This window comes from Pseudomonas sp. SG-MS2 (genome assembly GCF_009933855.1).
Taxonomy (GTDB): domain Bacteria; phylum Pseudomonadota; class Gammaproteobacteria; order Pseudomonadales; family Pseudomonadaceae; genus Aquipseudomonas; species Aquipseudomonas putida_E.
The window spans coordinates 1-14709 of the sequence record NZ_MOMO01000003.1 but is presented as its reverse complement, the minus strand read 5'-3'; the positions used below and the strand labels follow the sequence as shown (position 1 = coordinate 14709).

Genomic DNA, 14709 nt, shown 5'->3' with positions numbered 1-14709 from the left:
CTGCCCGCCCGGCGGACCGGCTCTTGCATAGGCAATCCGGCAGTCGCTCGGTATACTCGGGCGCAATACTGCATATTTCAAAGGATTTCACCCATGAAGCGCCTGATTTCCTCGCTCGCGGCGCTGGTCGCGGTTGCCTGCCTCGTTTCGGCCTGCGGTCAGAAAGGCCCCCTGTACCTGCCAGAAGACGGCAAGGACGGCAAGGGCAGCCAGAAGTCGCATCAGCACCAGCACGCTCAGCCTGTCCAGCCACAGGATGAGCAGCCAATCGAGCCCGAGCAAACGCCAGAGCAGTAAGGAAATCAGATGAACGCTTTCAATTACCGCGACGGTGAACTGTTCGCGGAGGGCGTGGCCCTGTCGGCCATCGCCGAACGTTTCGGCACCCCCACCTACGTGTACTCGCGCGCCCACATCGAGGCCCAGTACCGCAGCTATACCGATGCCCTGCAAGGTGTCGAGCACCTGGTGTGCTTCGCGGTCAAGGCCAACTCCAACCTTGGCGTGCTGAACGTTCTGGCTCGCATGGGCGCAGGCTTCGACATCGTTTCCGGCGGTGAGCTGGAGCGGGTACTGGCCGCCGGTGGGCGGGCTGACCGTGTGGTGTTCTCCGGCGTCGGCAAGACCCGCGAAGACATGCGCCGGGCGCTGGAAGTCGGCGTTCATTGCTTCAACGTCGAATCCACCGACGAACTGGAGCGCCTGCAGGTGGTTGCCGCCGAGATGGGCAAGGTTGCCCCGGTCTCGCTGCGGGTCAACCCGGACGTCGATGCCGGCACCCACCCGTACATTTCCACCGGCCTCAAAGAGAACAAGTTCGGCATCGCCATCGCCGACGCCGAAGCCATCTACGTGCGTGCCGCGCAGCTGCCCAACCTGGAAGTGGTCGGTGTCGACTGCCACATCGGTTCACAGCTGACCACCGTAGAGCCCTTCCTCGACGCCCTCGACCGCCTGCTGGACCTGGTCGACCGCTTGGCCGATTGCGGCATCCACCTGCGCCACCTGGACCTGGGCGGCGGTGTTGGCGTGCGCTATCGCGACGAAGAGCCGCCACTGGTAGCCGATTACATCAAGGCCATCCGCGAGCGCATCGGCGGTCGTGACCTGGCCCTGGTGTTCGAGCCAGGCCGCTACATCGTGGCCAACGCCGGTGCCCTGCTGACCCGCGTGGAATACCTCAAGCACACCGAACACAAAGACTTCGCCATCATCGATGCGGCGATGAACGACCTGATCCGTCCAGCCCTGTACCAGGCCTGGATGGGCGTCAGCGCGGTCACCCCACGTGAGGGCGAAGGCCGTGCCTACGACCTGGTCGGGCCAATCTGCGAGACCGGCGACTTCCTCGCCAAGGACCGCCAGTTGAACCTGGCCGAAGGTGACCTGCTGGCCGTGCAGTCCGCGGGCGCCTATGGTTTCGTCATGAGCTCGAACTACAACACCCGTGGCCGTTGTGCGGAAATCCTGGTCGACGGCGATCAGGCTTTCGAAGTCCGCCGCCGCGAGACCATTGCCGAACTGTACGCTGGCGAAAGCCTGCTGCCGGAGTGACCCCATGCTTCTGCGTTTTACCAAGATGCATGGGCTGGGCAATGACTTCATGGTCCTGGACCTGGTCAGCCAGCACGCACACATCCAGCCCAAGCACGCCAAGCAATGGGGCGACCGCCACACCGGCATCGGCTTCGACCAGCTGCTGATCGTCGAGGCACCGAACAATCCGGAAGTGGATTTCCGCTACCGGATCTTCAATGCCGACGGTTCAGAAGTGGAGCAATGCGGCAACGGTGCGCGCTGCTTCGCACGATTCGTGCTGGACAAACGCTTGACCGCGAAAAAGCGCATCCGCGTTGAAACCAAGGGCGGCATCATCGAGCTGGACGTGCAGAACGACGGCCAGGTGTGTGTCGACATGGGCCCGCCGCGCTTCATTCCCGCCGAAATCCCATTCGTCGCTGATGAGCAGGCGCTCAATTACCCGCTGGAAGTCGACGGCGAGTTGCACTCTATTGCTGCCGTATCCATGGGTAACCCGCATGCCGTGCTGCGTGTCGATGACATACGTACTGCGCCGGTCCATGGCCTGGGTCCGAAAATCGAGAACCACCCACGCTTCCCGCAGCGGGTGAACGCCGGTTTCCTCCAGGTCGTTGACCGCCACCGCGCCAACCTGCGGGTATGGGAACGTGGCGCTGGCGAGACCCAGGCCTGCGGCACCGGTGCCTGTGCAGCAGCCGTGGCAGCCATCAGCCAGGGCTGGATGGACTCTCCGGTGTCCCTGGACCTGCCTGGTGGGCGCCTGCACATCGAGTGGGCCGGCCCCGGCACGTCCGTGTTGATGACTGGCCCAGCCGTACGCGTCTACGAAGGACAGGTTCGTCTCTAAGCGAGTAACCGCCATGACCGATCAGCCCAAGGTTGTACCCCAGCAGTCCAGTGAGCTCGATGCCGAAGCGGTGGTCGCCTACCTGCGCGCCCACCCGACCTTCTTCGCCGAACACGACGAACTGCTGGTCGAGCAACGTATCCCTCACCAGCGTGGCGACAGCGTGTCGCTGGTGGAACGCCAGCTCAAACTGCTACGCGATCGCAACATCGAGATGCGCCATCGCCTGTCGCAACTGATGGACGTGGCCCGGGACAACGACCGGCTGTTCGACAAGACTCGCCGGCTGATCCTCGACCTGCTCGATGCCGGCAGCCTGGAAGAAGTGGTCATGGCGGTCGAAGACAGCCTGCGCCAGGAGTTCCAGGTCCCGTTCGTCAGCCTGATCCTGTTCGGTGACCATGCAGCGCCAGTCGGCCGTTGGGTCAGTAATGCCGAGGCCCAGCAGGCCATCGGCGGGCTGCTGGGCGGCGGCAAGACAGTCAGTGGCAACCTGCGTGAGCACGAACTGGCCTTCCTGTTCGGTGAGGAGCAGCACCATGAAGTGGGCTCCAGCGCCGTCGCTGCCCTGGAGTACCAAGGGTTGCACGGCGTGCTGGCAATAGGCAGCCGCGACCCGCAACACTACAAGAGCAGCGTCGGCACCCTGTTCCTTGGCTACATCGCCGAAGTGCTCGGCCGCGTGGTCCCGCGCGTTACCCAGCCCCTGCGCCCGGTGCGCTGATGGAACGCCAGCTGGAGGCTTATTGCGCCCACCTGCGCAACGAGCGCCAGGTGTCCGAACACACGCTGCTGGCCTACCGCCGCGACCTCGAAAAGGTCATCGAATACTGCAACACCCAGGGCATCGCGGGCTGGGGCGCCTTGCAGATCCAGCAACTGCGCCAACTGATCGCCCGCCAGCATCATCAGGGGCAGTCCTCGCGCAGCCTGGCGCGGCTACTGTCGGCGGTACGCGGGCTGTATCGCTACCTGAACCGTGAAGGCCTTTGCCAGCACGATCCCGCCAGCGGCCTGAGCGCGCCCAAGGGCGAGCGCCGGCTGCCCAAGGTGCTGGACACCGACCGCGCCCTGCAACTGCTCGACGGCGGCGTGGACGACGACTTCATCGCCCGCCGCGACCAGGCCATCCTCGAACTGTTCTATTCCTCTGGCCTGCGCCTGTCCGAGCTGACCAACCTCGACCTTGAGCACCTGGACCTTGCTGCCGGCCTGGTACAGGTGCTCGGCAAAGGTGGCAAGGCGCGCGTGCTGCCCGTCGGCCGCAAGGCGCGCGAAGCCATGCAGCAATGGTTGCGGCTGCGCGGCATCGGCGGCCCGCGTGACGGCGCCGTCTTCATCAGCCGCCAAGGCAATCGCCTGGGGCCACGGGCTATCCAGATGCGGGTCAAGGCAGCCGGTGAACGCGAACTGGGCCAGCACCTGCACCCGCACATGCTTCGCCATTCATTCGCCAGCCATGTGCTGGAATCGTCCCAGGACCTGCGGGCGGTGCAGGAAATGCTCGGCCATGCCGACATCAGCACCACGCAGATCTACACCCACCTGGACTTCCAGCACCTGGCCGCGGTGTACGACAGCGCCCACCCACGGGCCAAACGCAGCAAAGGCACAGACTCATGAGCATCAAGCTGATCACGTTCGACCTTGACGACACCCTGTGGGACACCGCGCCAGTGATTGCCAGCGCGGAAGTCGTGCTACGCGACTGGCTGCAGGCCAATGCTCCCATACTTGGCGGCGTGCCAGTGGAACACCTGTTCGCCATCCGCGAACGTCTGGTGCAGGCCGAGCCGGGCCTCAAGCACCGTATCAGCGCCCTGCGCCGGCGCGTGCTGTTCCATGCGCTGGAAGAGGTGGGATACAGCGAAAAGCACGCTCAGGAGCTGGCCAACGAAGGGTTTGAGGTGTTCTTGCATGCCCGACATCAGGTCGAGGTGTTCCCCGAAGTGCAGCCGGTGCTGGAAATTCTGCGCCACCACTACACCCTGGGCGTGGTCACCAATGGCAATGCCGACGTACGCCGCCTGGGCCTGGCCGATTACTTCCGCTTCGCCCTGTGCGCCGAGGACCTGGGGATAGGCAAACCAGACCCGGCGCCCTTCATCGAAGCGCTGAAGCGTGGCGAAGTAGAGGCCAGTGCCGCCGTGCATGTTGGCGATCACCCCGGTGATGACATTGGCGGCGCCCAGCGCGCAGGCTTGCGTGCGGTGTGGTTCAACCCCCAGGGCAAGGCCTGGTTGGGGGAAGCGCCGCCGGATGCCGAAGTCCAGCGCCTGTCGCAGCTGCCCGACATACTTGCGCGCTGGCGCTGACAGGGGCCGCTTTGCGGCAGTGAAAACCAGTAGCCACAAAAAAGCCCGCAGCGACGGCGGGCTTTTTGGTGTTCAGCCACTCAGATAGGGCGGCTGCCGTACTTGTTGTCCGGCTTCTTGGGCGGGTCGGCGACTACATTGGCCTCGACTTCCTGCACCTTGCCACCGCGCGAAAGGAATTCTTCCATCGCTTTGGCCAGGGCATCACGCTCCTTTTGCTTGGCTTCCATGCTCGGCATCTCGTCTACCGAGACAGCCGCCTTGGATTTGCCCTTGGCAACCGGTGCCGGGCTGCTGTCGTCATCGCCAGCGTCTTCGGCGCCATCGCCAGCCGCAGCGTCGAGGCTATCATCAGCCTCGTCTTCGTCGCCTACTTCGAGGTCATCATTTTCCAGATCGTCGTCGCTCATGTTCTACCTCATGACTTGCGAAAAGCAGGTTAGTTATAGACCAGTGCAGCCGTAGACCGGCAGCCACCAGTGAAAATTCAACTGGCCGTGGGTTGGCCACTGCCCTTGGGACGGCACTCCTGATGGGACGCCCCGCCCGGCAGGCCCTGCTCCTGGCAGGACCTGACAAAACCTTGCAGCCCTTGCTGGCCACACGCTATTGGCAAGCCTAGCAAAGGCTGACGAAGCGTGCGGACAACTCGTGCAACACCTCTCGGCGCGCATTCTAGCGCGCCCGTGGAAAAAGCAAAGCTCCATAAACGCCCTGCTTGTTGTAAGTTTTTGGCTTACGTCGCGAACGTGGCTGATAAACCGTTTGCTCTGCGGGAAATGGCAAAAAACAGGCAAAAAAATGCCCGGCAAGCCGGGCAAGTTTTTCCAGCGTCGCAGTTACAGGTTGTAACCGCGTTCGTTGTGTTGAGCCAGGTCGAGGCCGACCGACTCTTCTTCTTCGTTGACCCGCAGGCCCATCACCACGTCCAGCACCTTGAGGATCACGTAGGTGACGATGGCGGTGTAGACCACGGTGAAAATCACGCCCTTGGCCTGGATCCAGACCTGCGCACCGATATCGGTGACCGCGCCGAAGCCGCCCAGGGCCGGTGCCGCGAACACACCGGTGAGGATCGCGCCGATGATGCCGCCGATGCCATGCACGCCGAAGGCATCCAGGGAGTCGTCATAACCCAGCTTGCGCTTGAGGGTGGTAGCGCAGAAGTAGCAGAGCACGCCAGACACCAGGCCAATCACCAGGGCGCCCATCGGGCCCACGGTGCCGGCAGCCGGGGTGATGGCAACCAGGCCGGCGACCACACCCGAGGCGATGCCCAGGGCGCTAGGTTTGCCGTGGCCGATCCACTCGGCGAACATCCAGCCCAACGCTGCAGCAGCGGTGGCGATCTGGGTCACCAGCATGGCCATGCCGGCAGTACCGTTGGCGGCTGCAGCGGAGCCGGCGTTGAAGCCGAACCAACCGATCCACAGCATGGCTGCGCCCATCAGGGTGTAGCCCAGGTTGTGCGGGGCCATCGGGGTGGTCGGGTAGCCTTTGCGCTTGCCCAGTACCAGGCAGCAGACCAGGCCGGCGATACCGGCGTTGATGTGCACCACGGTGCCGCCAGCGAAGTCGAGCACGCCCCAGTCCCACATCAGCGCGCCATCACCGCTCCAGACCATGTGCGCGATCGGTGCGTAGACCAGGGTGAACCAGATGCCCATGAACACCAGCATCGCCGAGAACTTCATGCGTTCGGCGAAGGCACCCACGATCAGCGCCGGGGTGATGATGGCGAAGGTCATCTGGAAGGTAATGAAGACCGCTTCAGGGAACAGTGCGGCAGCCGACGTCAGGCCGTCCGGCGTTACGCCGCTGAGGAACGCCTTGGAGAAGCCGCCGACGAAGGAATTGAAGTTGAGCACGCCCTTTTCCATACCAGTGGTATCGAAGGCCATGCTGTAACCGTAAACGACCCAGAGAATGCTCATCAGGCCGGTGATGGCAAAGCACTGCATCATCACCGAGAGTACGTTCTTCGAACGCACCATACCGCCGTAGAACAGGGCCAGGCCCGGGATGGTCATGAACAGCACCAGCGCCGTGGCAGTCAGCATCCAGGCGGTGTCACCGGAGTTCAGTACTGGGGCGGCAGCCTCCTCTGCCAGGGCGAGGCCCGGCATTACGAGGGACAATAGGGCTCCTAGCCCTGCGATCTTACGCAGAGTCATGTTGTTTTCTCCTGGGGCGTTGGGTTTGGTGAGGCTTTTTTTGGGCGCTTAGATCGCGTCGGTATCGGTTTCGCCGGTACGGATGCGGATTGCCTGCTCCAGATTCACCACGAAGATCTTGCCGTCACCGATCTTGCCGGTGTTGGCAGCCTTGGTGATGGCTTCGATCACTCGATCGAGGTCCTTGTCGTCGATGGCGACGTCGATCTTCACCTTGGGCAGGAAGTCGACCACGTATTCCGCACCGCGATACAACTCGGTGTGACCCTTCTGCCGACCGAAGCCTTTGACTTCGGTGACGGTGATGCCCTGCACGCCGATTTCCGACAGTGACTCTCGCACGTCGTCCAGCTTGAACGGCTTGATGATGGCTGTGACTAGCTTCATGAAACTCTCTCCCGATTTGGTGGACTTGCCCCAGGAAAACAAACCCGTCTCAAGTCTAAGCGCAGCGGTTGGCTTTGTAACGCGTCGTCGGCATCCGGCTCCGCGTGCGCACTGCCTGGTCACAAGGAACTGCATCAGTGCATGGCTCGTACAGGTCTTTGCAGAAACCTTGCCAGTTCCGTTAAAGCGCCGAAAAACAGGCAGTTGCGTGGAAGAGTCAGGCTTGGCCAGTCGCCAGCATTGAAAAGATGCACAGTCTTGGTGCGCAGCATTGCGCGGGACTGCTCGAAAAATGTGCAACGGAACGCAAAACGGGCCCGTGTTACACTGCCGGCCATTTCCCGTCAGCAGTGGACAGCCGATCATGCTCGCGCCCAAAGCCCTTCTCGATGCCCTGAGCGACCAGGCCTCGCGCCTGTTCAGTGGCGATACCGCCCAGCCCCGCGCCGAACTGGAAAGCCAGTTCAAGGTGCTGATGCAAGGTGCCTTCAGCAAGCTGGACCTGGTCAGCCGTGAAGAATTCGACAGCCAGATGGTCGTATTGGCCCGCACCCGTGCGCGCCTGGAGGCCCTGGAGAAGCAGGTCGCCGAGCTGGAAGCCCGCATGGCACCCGCGGCACAGGATTAAGCTCCGCGCCCCGCCCTCACGCGGGAGCCCGTAGCCGGCCGGGTGCCTGGCTGCTTGGCTTGGGCGGCAGCTCACTGGCATGCAGGTCCCCTCGAAACAGCATTGCACCGCACACCGTGAACAGCGTCCTGAACAGGTTGTGCGAGTTGCGAATCCGGGCCTGAATGCCCTCGATGGCCGAATCCCCCGGCTGCAGCGCGGCCGCACGGTTGGCCCACTCGATGGCCGCGAAGCGGCTCGGCTTGCGCGTACCATGCCCGTGCATCCAGGCCAGGCCTAGCTCCGCGCTGGCACGCCCGGCTATCGCGCAATCAGGGTAGTGCACCAGATCCAGCAGGTAGGCGACCGCCTCTGCGCGCTCCCGGGGGTCGCCGAACTGGCGCTGCAGAATGGCCAACTGCAAGCGGGCCTGGGCATCGAGCGCCTCGTTGCCTAGGCAATCGAGCAGCAAGCGCCTTACCGCCAGCATCGCGCTACGCTCGCTCAAGTTCTGGTCATTACGCATGCGTTGGCAGGCCAGGTCGTACTTGGCCATCTGGCTGCCTGCCTGCGCGGCACACAGCAGCCAATGCGCTGCTGCCCCAGAGTCTATGTAGTGTTCCGGCGTCCCCTCGAGCCGACCGCAATGCAGCGCGTAAAGCGCGGCTGCGGCATCGGGCAACTTGCACTCGGCACACTGCCTATAGAGGAAATACGCGGCCTCGTAATACTTGGCGGCCCAAAGCAGGCGGGCTACCTCGAGTACATCAAAGCCCAGCCCCTCGCGCCCGCACTGCCGTTTCACCGCAGCGTGCAGCCAGATACGCGCCTGCTCGGCGCATTGCCTGAAACCCCACAACCCGAACTGGTGCCCCACGGACCGCAACGCACAGGCCGCCGCTTGCCTGCGGTTTTCGCTTAACCGCTCGATGGCGATACGCAAGCTGTGCGCATCGTCTTGCACGCCATGGGTCACTACCAGGCAGACAAAGCTGTAGAACGGCTCACCAATGGCCGGTACGAAGCCGTGGTCGGGGTATAGCGCCACAGAAGCGACGAAGTCGTGCATCGCACCGGGGTAATCCTTTAGCGAAAAGCGGCGAAAAGCCCCTCGCCGGGCCATGAGCGTGGCGCGTTCCTTTGGCCTGAGCTCGCGTTGCATCCACCGCTCAAAGACTCGCTGCCAAGCCGTGACTTGCTGCACCTGATCGGCAGGAGGCAGCCGGAACTGATCCTCAAGTGCCAGCCAGCGGATTGCATTACGCAGGGTTTCAGGCCAGCCCCGGCACAAAGGGCCGCTGGCCACGGCATCAATGGCCTCATAACTACCGCCCCAACGGGGTGTGAGGTAGCTGGCATAGGCCTCGACCACCTCGAAGCAGCCAGGGAACCAGTTCAAGGCATGGCGCAGCCAGTAGTCCCGCGCAGGTTCCTGCTCAGCGGGCAGGCGGGCACTCAGGCACGACGGCAGCACTTGCGGCAGCTCAACCAGCGGTGCCAGCCCATATTTGACCAGTAGCGGTGCCGCAGCCTCCTGCACTTCGACATCGGCATGGGCGCTGGGCCGAAAGCGCGCCGGCCGGCCATGAAACAGCTCCACCAGCCAGCCCGGTTCACGAAAATGCGCACTGATCTGCAACATACCGATCGCCGCCGCTACAGGCTGCGCGCAACGCTCAATGGCCCGCAGGAAGTGCGCTGCGGCCATTTCGCAGGCCTGCTCGGCGGCCAGCCAGCGCGCTGCGGACACCTCATTGGCGGCAACCGTACCGCGAATACGGCAAGCGCGATTGAAGCAGTGAAAGCCCATGGCTACCTGGGGGTGATAAGCCTTGGGGCAGGCATCGATCCAGGCTTTGAGGCGTTGTGTGAGGGCCTTGCTGCCTTCTACATCCCAGTCGACCAGCATGTGCCCCTGAACAGCCTCAAGGTAGGCCGGGCACTCCCCTGGGCGCGCTTGCCGCCACTGCGCCTGAAGGTTATCGAAGAAATGGTTGAGTTCAGCGAACTCCTTGGCCTTTACCCGCTCCAGGATCTGCTGGCGGGTGCGAATGAGCGTTTGCACGGGCAGTACCTCAAGTCCATTTGGAGGAGATGCATTGCCATCCCTTGGCAAGGCAGTAACGGTTGAACACTAAGCCATAGCTTTGCCGGGCGCAAAGTTATTGGATCCATTTCTGTCAGGTTGCGTGAAAAAGCAGGGAAACCTGGACCTAAAAACAACAACGCTGGCTTATTGCGCCCGCCGCGCATCACAACAAGCTGGATACCGGCAGCCCATTGGGGCCATACAGCCGGTCTGCGGTAATGCGGTCAAGGAAATCTAGGATCTGCTGATTGCCTTTGAGGCGAAGGCCCAAGGCTTCACCGTTCACCCTGTTTAGCGCCCGGGCGCGTAACGCCGACTGACGCAAACGCCGCCAGGCACTCAGGCAATCTGCGTCCCGGGCAGCCCGCAACGCCCCTTCCCGTCCAGGGCCATAGCCAAGCTTCAACTGCGCCGTCGCACGCATGGCCTCCAACTGCTCCAATCGCAGCAGAGCCGCCTGCTTGCCAGCGACCAGTTCGCGCAAGCGCTCGGCATCCACCCGCCCCTGTGCCAGGGCAAGACGTTCCTGCTCCAGTAACTGCAGCAGTTGCTCGACAACCCGTTGCTGCACATCCAAGTGCCTGCCCAAACTCATAGGCCACCCACTTTCAGAGCTGCTGCGCCGAAGGGCCGTTCATGTCGGCTCACTGTCGAGCATTTCCCTGAAGTCGGCCACCAGGCTGTCATAGATGGCCTGCGAGTCGACCTGCAGGCTGCCATCGGCGATGGACTGACGCAGGGCGGCGACCTTTTCCAGGTCAACATCCGCCGCAGGGTCGGTTGGGTTGAGGTCGCTGACCTGCGAGAGCTCTACAGCGTCTTCGGGCAGCGTATCCATTTCCTGCGAGGCAACGCGGGCTGTAGCGGCGCCCGCCAGGTTGGCATCGGTCGAGGGAAGGAGGTTGGTGAGCGGGGAGCTTATGATTTTCACGATAGAGGCTTCGTTGGCTGTGGTTTGAACACTATCGGCATCCGTACGCGCCACCTTTGGCCGGCGATAGGTTTTTGACAAAAAATCAGTAGCGCAGCAGCAGTTCGTTCTTGCCAACGACCTGAGCATCGAGCATTCGGCCGTCGCCGCCCAGTACACGCACCCTGTTACCCAGGCCACCATTGTCCAAGGCCTTGCCATTGCGGCTGAGGGTGAACCCCGCCCCCTGCGCGCGCAACACCACGGGGCGGTTGCGCTCAACCAGCCAGCGCTCGCGAACCCCCTTGAGCGCAAGCACGGCGCCGCGCTCCACGCCACGAGCAGCTTGCCGGCCGACCACCTGCTCGGCGCGCAATGCACTGCCTTGGGGCAGATCTTGCAGCGGCCCGCGCCGGCTGATCAGCATATTGGCCTGGATGACCTCGCCTGCCTTGATCCTGCGTGCGCTCACGACATAGCTGCCTACGGCGCTGACCGTCACCTGCAGGTAGCCGAGCACGCCATCCTGACCTGCGCAACGCACGCCCATCGCTACACGCCCGACGGGCAGGCGGCGCGGGTGCACCAGGTAGGGTCGGGGTACGGCACAGGCACTGATTCGCGAGACCGGCTGGCCGATGTCCAGCAGCGTCAGGCGGCTACCCGCCGGCAGTCGCGGTTCGATCAGTTGCCTAACCCGAGCCTGCAGCGCATCGTCCTGAGCGAACGCGGCACTGGCCTGGGCCAGGCACAACAGCATCCCCAGCGACCGGCAGATACGCGCCAGGCCAGCACCTACGGTAAGTGGTCCGGTCATCGAGCCGATGCCTCTTGTAGAGTTTCAGGCGCAGCATTCTAGGCAGCTCTGCAACAACGCAAAGGTCGAATTGCTCGCCAAATAGCGGTCTGTTCCGGCCTTTGCCCCATGCTCATCCCCTCTACTCTGCACGCCGTTCAACAGATGGCACGGGCCGCAGGCATGATCGACAAACTCGACAACGAGCTGCGCTTTGCGCAAGACGCGATGAGCTTGCGCGCTGAGCGCCAGCAAGTGCTGGCCAACAATATCGCGAACGCCGACACGCCCAACTACCGCGCCCGGGACTTCGATTTCGCCACCGAACTGGCCAGCTCCCTGAACCAGGGCCGCTCGCGCAGCAGCATGTCCCTGGCCACCACCTCTGACCGTCATCTGCATGCCTCCAGCGGCAGCAGTTCGGTGCATGAACTGCTGTACCGCGTGCCAGACCAGCCAAGCCTTGACGGCAACACCGTGGATATGGACCGGGAGCGCGCACAGTTCGCCGACAACAGCGTCCGCTACCAAGCCAGCCTGACCTTCCTGAACAACCGCCTGCAGTCGCTCAAGAACGCGATGCAATCCGAATAACCCGGGGTAAACCGCATGTCCATGTTCAGTATTTTCGACATCGCCGGCTCGGCGCTCAGCGCACAGTCCGAGCGCATGAACGTGACCGCCAGCAACCTGGCCAACGCCGACACCACCAGCGGCCCGGACAACGAAGCCTATCGCGCCCGCCAGGTGGTATTCGAGACCCAGTACCAGGACGGCAGCGAAGTGGGCGGCGTGCGGGTGAGCCAGGTGATCGAGGACGGCTCGCCCATGCGCCAGGAGTACCGCCCCGGCGACCCGCTGGCCGACGAATCGGGCTACGTGACCATGCCCAACGTCGAGCCCGTAGGCGAGATGGTCAACATGATCTCCGCTTCGCGCTCCTACCAGGCCAACGTCGAAGTCATGGCCGCCAGCAAAGAATTGATGCTCAAGACCCTGACCCTTGGCGAGGCCTGACCATGACCAGCACCATCGCAAGTTCGGTCCTCTCGACCATGAACAGCACCAGCAGCACCAGCGACAGCACAGCCTCCAGCGCTGACGAGCTGCAAGACCAGTTCCTCACACTGCTGACCACCCAGCTGCAGAACCAGGACCCCACCGACCCGCTGGACAACAGCGAGATGGTCACGCAGCTGGCGCAGATCAGCACCATCAGCAGCATCGAAGAAGTGACCAGCACCTTGGAGGGTATTTCCAGCCAGATCAGCGCATCGGAGACCCTGCAGGCCTCTGCTCTGGTCGGTAACGGCGTGCTGATCGAAGGCGACAGCATCCAGGTGGCCAGCGGCGTCGCCACCGCCTTCGGCGTCAGCCTGGGCAGCGATGCGGACAGCGTCACCATCAACATCTCGGACAGCAGCGGCAACGTGGTCGCCACGCTGGACGCAGGCGACATGAGCGCCGGTACTCAGGCCCTGTACTGGGACGGTGTGCAGGACGACGGCACGACTGCCGCCGATGGCAGTTACACCTTCACCGTGAGTGCGACCAGCGATGACGCCAGCGTGACCGCAACCGCACTGAAATACGCCCTGGTGACCGGTGTGACCACCGACAGCAGCGACGAGGTTGCGCACGATCTGGGCGGCGTCAACGACAACGTCGGCCTCGGCGACATCAAGCTGGTGCTTTGAACCCTAATCACGGAGAACAACCATGGGCTTTTCCCAAGCGCTCAGCGGCCTGACCGCCGCATCCACCGACCTGGAGGTCGTCAGCAACAACATCTCCAACTCGCAGACCGTGGGGTTCAAGAGCTCTACGGTGCAGTTCGCCGACGTCTACTCAGGGGCCGATGTGGGCCTGGGTACAACGGTGTCCGGTGTCGTGCAGAATTTCGAGTCAGGCAGCCTGACCACCACGGACAACAGCCTGGACCTGGCCATCAATGGCGACGGTTTCTTCACCTTCACCGATGGCACGCAGACCGTCTACTCGCGTAACGGCCAGCTGACGCTGACAGCCGACGGCTACCTGGTGAACTCGGCCGGCGACCAGTTGCTTGGTGCCAATGGCGTGATCCAGATCCCCACCAGCGGTATGCAGGCCAGCGCCAGTACGGAACTGGATGCAGAGCTGAACCTTGATGCCAGCGAAGACATCATTACCGATACCTTCGATGCCACCGATGCATCGACCTATTCCTATTCGACCACGGCCACGGTCTACGACTCGCTCGGCAACAGCCACACCTCGACGCTGTACTTCAGCAAAACCGCCGAAAACACCTGGGACATCCACAGTGCCATCGATGGCAACCTGCTGAGCGAGAGCCAGACAGTTACCTTCAGCTCTAGCGGCCTGATCACCAGCGGCGAAACAGGCACCTATACCTACGACCCGGCCAACGGTGCGGCGACGATGTCCATCGCGCTGGACCTGACCGGTACCACGCAGTTCGGCAACGACTCCGAAGTATCGAGCATCTCCCAGGACGGCTATACCTCGGGCAGCCTGATCAGTTTCACCATCGATGACACCGGCACTGTGATCGCTACCTACTCCAACGATCAAACCCAGGAAATCGACCAGATCCAGTTGGCCAGCTTCTCTAACGAAAATGGTCTGCAGGCCAATGGCGACAACACCTGGATTGCCACCACCGCCTCGGGCCAAGCGCTGCTGGGCGTTGCCAGCAGCGGGTCGCTAGGCTCGATCCTCAGTGGCACCACCGAGGACTCCAACGTCGACCTTACCGCCGAGCTGGTAAACCTGATCATCGCCCAGCGTACCTTCCAGGCCAACGCCAAGTCGGTGACCGCCCAGAGCGAAGTGCTGCAGCAAGCCGTGAACATCGGTTCCTGACACCATGGACCGGATGCTCTTCACCGCCATGAGCGGGGCGAACCAGGCACTCGAGCAACAGGCGGTAGTCGCCAACAACTTGGCCAACATCGTCACGCCCGGTTTTCGTGCGCAACTGGTGCAGATGCAGTCTTCACCGGTGGCAGGCGAAGGCCTGCCGACGCGGGTTTCAGT

Annotated in this window: 19 protein-coding genes; 12 read left to right on the top strand and 7 right to left on the bottom strand. The window is 63.0% G+C overall.

What is annotated here, in order from left to right:
* Positions 1-93 precede the first annotated feature (93 nt).
* From BLX42_RS00235 to BLX42_RS00210, 6 genes are read left to right on the top strand one after another with little or no spacing between them, the layout of a single operon-like run.
* Positions 94-297, top strand: a complete 204-nt coding sequence (locus BLX42_RS00235; protein WP_012312193.1) for a lipoprotein — start codon at positions 94-96, stop codon at positions 295-297.
* Positions 298-306: 9 nt separating this feature from the next.
* Complete coding sequence (gene lysA / locus BLX42_RS00230; protein WP_161870895.1) at positions 307-1554, top strand: diaminopimelate decarboxylase; 1248 nt, start codon at positions 307-309, stop codon at positions 1552-1554.
* A 4-nt stretch (positions 1555-1558) separates the two neighbouring features.
* The gene (gene dapF, locus BLX42_RS00225; RefSeq protein WP_046786951.1) at positions 1559-2389 is read left to right on the top strand and encodes a diaminopimelate epimerase; all 831 of its coding nucleotides are present in this window, start codon (positions 1559-1561) and stop codon (positions 2387-2389) included.
* 13 nt (positions 2390-2402) lie between these two features.
* Positions 2403-3113, top strand: a complete 711-nt coding sequence (locus BLX42_RS00220; protein WP_046786950.1) for a DUF484 family protein — start codon at positions 2403-2405, stop codon at positions 3111-3113.
* Positions 3113-4012 (top strand): tyrosine recombinase XerC, encoded by a 900-nt coding sequence (xerC, locus tag BLX42_RS00215; RefSeq protein ID WP_012312189.1) that lies wholly within the window; start codon positions 3113-3115, stop codon positions 4010-4012. Before BLX42_RS00220 ends, xerC begins: the two co-directional genes overlap by 1 nt.
* Positions 4009-4704 (top strand): HAD family hydrolase, encoded by a 696-nt coding sequence (locus BLX42_RS00210; protein WP_161870894.1) that lies wholly within the window; start codon positions 4009-4011, stop codon positions 4702-4704. Before xerC ends, BLX42_RS00210 begins: the two co-directional genes overlap by 4 nt.
* Before the next feature lie 80 nt (positions 4705-4784).
* Here the strand turns inward: BLX42_RS00210 and sutA are convergent, their stop codons facing one another.
* From sutA to glnK, 3 genes are all read right to left on the bottom strand, one after another.
* Positions 4785-5114 carry a transcriptional regulator SutA gene (sutA, locus tag BLX42_RS00205; RefSeq protein WP_046786948.1) on the bottom strand — a complete coding sequence of 110 codons (330 nt, stop codon included), beginning with the start codon at positions 5112-5114 and terminating at the stop codon, positions 4785-4787.
* Between the two features lie 429 nt (positions 5115-5543).
* Positions 5544-6878: an ammonium transporter gene (locus BLX42_RS00200; protein ID WP_046786947.1), complete on the bottom strand. Its 1335-nt coding sequence runs from the start codon at positions 6876-6878 to the stop codon at positions 5544-5546.
* Between the two features lie 48 nt (positions 6879-6926).
* On the bottom strand, positions 6927-7265 hold the full coding sequence (glnK, locus tag BLX42_RS00195; RefSeq protein WP_002555808.1) for a P-II family nitrogen regulator: 339 nt from the start codon (positions 7263-7265) through the stop codon (positions 6927-6929).
* Between the two features lie 364 nt (positions 7266-7629).
* On the opposite strand from glnK, the gene BLX42_RS00190 reads away from it, so the two are divergent.
* Complete coding sequence (locus BLX42_RS00190; RefSeq protein WP_012312185.1) at positions 7630-7893, top strand: accessory factor UbiK family protein; 264 nt, start codon at positions 7630-7632, stop codon at positions 7891-7893.
* Between the two features lie 16 nt (positions 7894-7909).
* On the opposite strand, the gene BLX42_RS00185 is transcribed toward BLX42_RS00190, so the two are convergent.
* From BLX42_RS00185 to flgA, 4 genes are all read right to left on the bottom strand, one after another.
* A complete protein-coding gene (locus BLX42_RS00185) occupies positions 7910-9937 on the bottom strand; it encodes a DUF4034 domain-containing protein (protein ID WP_161870893.1) in 2028 nt (675 codons plus the stop codon).
* A 187-nt stretch (positions 9938-10124) separates the two neighbouring features.
* A complete protein-coding gene (gene flgN, locus BLX42_RS00180; protein ID WP_046786945.1) occupies positions 10125-10556 on the bottom strand; it encodes a flagellar export chaperone FlgN in 432 nt (143 codons plus the stop codon).
* Positions 10557-10595: 39 nt separating this feature from the next.
* Positions 10596-10892 carry a flagellar biosynthesis anti-sigma factor FlgM gene (flgM, locus tag BLX42_RS00175; protein ID WP_196997316.1) on the bottom strand — a complete coding sequence of 99 codons (297 nt, stop codon included), beginning with the start codon at positions 10890-10892 and terminating at the stop codon, positions 10596-10598.
* An 85-nt stretch (positions 10893-10977) separates the two neighbouring features.
* Entirely contained in the window at positions 10978-11688 is a 711-nt protein-coding gene (flgA, locus tag BLX42_RS00170; RefSeq protein ID WP_223255141.1) for a flagellar basal body P-ring formation chaperone FlgA, read from the bottom strand.
* Positions 11689-11850: 162 nt separating this feature from the next.
* Here flgA and flgB point away from each other — a divergent pair, with 162 nt between their 5' ends.
* From flgB to BLX42_RS00145, 5 genes are all read left to right on the top strand, one after another.
* Positions 11851-12261, top strand: coding sequence for a flagellar basal body rod protein FlgB (gene flgB / locus BLX42_RS00165; protein WP_046786944.1), 411 nt, complete (start codon positions 11851-11853; stop codon positions 12259-12261).
* Positions 12262-12276: 15 nt separating this feature from the next.
* Complete coding sequence (flgC, locus tag BLX42_RS00160) at positions 12277-12684, top strand: flagellar basal body rod protein FlgC (protein ID WP_046786943.1); 408 nt, start codon at positions 12277-12279, stop codon at positions 12682-12684.
* A 2-nt stretch (positions 12685-12686) separates the two neighbouring features.
* Positions 12687-13364, top strand: coding sequence for a flagellar hook assembly protein FlgD (locus BLX42_RS00155; protein ID WP_161870892.1), 678 nt, complete (start codon positions 12687-12689; stop codon positions 13362-13364).
* A 22-nt stretch (positions 13365-13386) separates the two neighbouring features.
* A complete protein-coding gene (flgE, locus tag BLX42_RS00150; RefSeq protein WP_119688080.1) occupies positions 13387-14535 on the top strand; it encodes a flagellar hook protein FlgE in 1149 nt (382 codons plus the stop codon).
* 4 nt (positions 14536-14539) lie between these two features.
* Positions 14540-14709: flagellar basal body protein (locus BLX42_RS00145; RefSeq protein WP_218580300.1), on the top strand; the 170-nt coding region annotated here is incomplete at its 3' end.